Annotated in this window: 2 protein-coding genes and 1 other RNA gene; 1 reads left to right on the plus strand and 2 read right to left on the minus strand. The window is 38.7% G+C overall.

From position 1 onward, the window contains the following. Positions 1–272: 272 nt before the first annotated feature. Positions 273–851, minus strand: coding sequence for a Crp/Fnr family transcriptional regulator (locus AC1DPZ_RS25225; protein ID WP_477408668.1), 579 nt, complete (start codon positions 849–851; stop codon positions 273–275). 439 nt (positions 852–1,290) lie between these two features. On the opposite strand from AC1DPZ_RS25225, the gene AC1DPZ_RS25230 reads away from it, so the two are divergent. Continuing rightward, positions 1,291–2,190, plus strand: coding sequence for a helix-turn-helix domain-containing protein (locus AC1DPZ_RS25230; RefSeq protein ID WP_477408670.1), 900 nt, complete (start codon positions 1,291–1,293; stop codon positions 2,188–2,190). Positions 2,191–2,387: 197 nt separating this feature from the next. Here AC1DPZ_RS25230 and ssrA read toward each other — a convergent pair. Beyond that, positions 2,388–2,625, minus strand: a transfer-messenger RNA (tmRNA) gene (ssrA, locus tag AC1DPZ_RS25235); the annotation flags it as partial.

Genomic DNA, 2,625 nt, shown 5'->3' on the forward strand with positions numbered 1-2,625 from the left:
GCCTTTACCTTAACCAAAATTTGTTGCGTATCGGGAATTGGCTTATTTACCTCCACGGAATGTAAAACGTCGACACTGCCGTATTGGTCATAGATTATTTTTTTCATTGATTTAATTCTTTCTTAAAATTTATTGTTCGAGAAAACAATCAGCCACTCAATGACTTATAAGGCCGCGCGTATAAAGCGCGATATCGATAACATTGAGGTGATCGTTTTTCGCTGTAAAATTACCGGAACAGAAATTGAATGTCGTTGACTTGGATCAACAAATCATAGGTGGGCAACTCTTCTTCTAACCCTGCTTAGTGTTTCTTTCCGGATGCCAAGAAAGTTTGCAATATAGTGCTGTGGAACACGCAGCAATAAGGATGGTCTTTCCTTAAGAATTTCCAAATACAACTCTTCAGGTGAAGCCGATTTAATTCGGTTTGAATTTTCCATTATGGTGGCATTATCAGAAAAACTCTTATGCATTGTAAAGTTCTGAATCCATGGTGTTTTTACAGCGTTACACATATCATCGCCTGTTATACACAATAACTCGCAATCCTCAAGTGCCTGCAGGTTCATGTCCGTGGGTTTTTGCGTTATCATACTTTGGATCTGACCAACCCATGCATTTTCTTCATAAAATTGGAAAATTTTCTCATCACCCTGGCTATCCACCGAATATTCACGCAAGCAGCCTTTTAAAGTAAATGACCAATATTTAGGAACTTTACCGGCAACGTAATGGAACTCGCCCTTTTTTAAATAAACCGGTTTAAACAGGTTAAAAAAGAGCTCAAACTCATCTCTGGATATTTGAACGTAAGAGCAGATATGAGTATAAAGTATATCAGTGTTCATTTTAATTAAGGTTTATAAAACCCTTGATGTATCAAATTTGAAATGGGAATATTAAATGAAAATTCGTTAATTAAAAGTAAGTAATCTTTTAGATTGAAAATGGCTATATGAAAAACAAAATAGCGGTTTCTTATACCGTTTAGATCCAAAATTAGTATAAAATTGTGACCTGCCGTTTGCCCTGCCAGTCAAATAAGTGCGGGATGGATTAACATATCTGGTATTTCGAACAAGGTTAAACTAAATTTTGCCAAGTGACTTTATTTGCAGAACCATATCAAATGATTCGATAGATCATTCTAAGGGGCGAAGTTCTTTATACTTTTGCATCAGATCGTTATACAGATTCCTGTTTCTCTTACCATTATTTCTGGTCAGGAGTATTTCTGTTAGTTTGTTTGCAATACTTAATCTAATTTCACTTCAAATAACCGAAGTCATGGGAAATCCCCTCAGAATAGAAAGTGTAACCCAGATCAATAACGACCGGGGTCAGAAGACCCTGCATCCATTAGTTAGTGTTCTTGACCAGTCACTGTCGAAGCCTGTAAAGGAAGCACGTTATATTTCGGACGTATACATGATCTTTTTAAAAGACGAGAAGTGCGGGGAGATGAAATATGGCCGCAATCACTACGATTACGAAGAGGGAACACTTCTTTTCATTGCGCCCGGGCAAGTATTTGGTTTTGATGAAAGCGAAAAAATGATACAGCCAACAGGCTGGGGATTGTTCTTTCATCCCGATTTGATCCGTGGAACCCACCTTGGCAAATGCATTAACGAATACAGTTTTTTCTCTTACGATGTGAATGAAGCGCTTCACGTTTCGGATGCAGAAAGAGAAATTGTGCTGGAATGTTTTAATAAGATCCGGTATGAATTGGCTCACCCTATTGATAAGCACAGCAGGACGTTGATCGTAAGTAACATCGAAATGTTCCTGAACTATTCTGTCCGGTTTTATGACCGGCAGTTTCTCACAAGAGAACATATTCATAAGGATGTATTGACTGGCTTTGAGGGGTTACTAAACGATTACTTTCAATCAGAAAAGCTGCAAACCCTGGGATTACCTTCCGTTTCGTATTGTGCAGCCCAACTCAACCTGTCTCCAAAATATTTCGGGGACCTGGTAAAAAAAGAAACCGGGAAATCAGCGCAGGAGTACATCCAGCTAAAACTGATTGATGCCGCAAAAGAACAAATACTTGATATAAGCAAATCCGTAAGCGAGGTGGCTTATAAGCTTGGCTTCAAGTATCCCTCACATTTTACCCGTTTTTTTAAACAGCATGTTGGGCATTCACCTAATGAATACAGGAATTTATTGAATTGATAGGTGTCGGAAAATTCTAATATTTAATTGGCTAACAGTAGCTTACGGCGATTCTGTTACATTAACATTCTAAAACTTACTCACCGAATTACGCTCCTTTTTATTGCTAATTGATGAATAATATAGTCATTTGACTAAAAAACAAAAGCCTGCAACCATTTGATTTGCAGGCTTTTAGTCTGTTTTAACATTGAACTTAGTGGAGCCGGAGGGATTCGAACCCTCGTCCAAACATGGTATAAGGTAAGCTTTCTACATGCTTAGCTTCTGTTTAATTGTAGGGAAGGGGAAGGTCAGCCGCATACCTGTACCGTCTTCCTTAGGTGCTTTATCTCGCCTGCTATGCACACCTTAAGCAGRCCAGTTCCATTTTTCGATGCCCCGGTTGCCGATCCAATGAAACGCAGAACCGGCGGGACAAAAGCTATTTAATTC

This window comes from Mucilaginibacter sp. P4_G9, assembly GCF_056400985.1.

Bases quoted from the DNA above. Each gene is read 5' to 3' on its own strand.
- AC1DPZ_RS25230 (WP_477408670.1), top strand. From the start codon at position 1,291: ATGGGAAATCCCCTCAGAATAGAAAGTGTAACCCAGATCAATAACGAC.
- AC1DPZ_RS25225 (WP_477408668.1), bottom strand. From the start codon at position 851: ATGAACACTGATATACTTTATACTCATATCTGCTCTTACGTTCAAATA.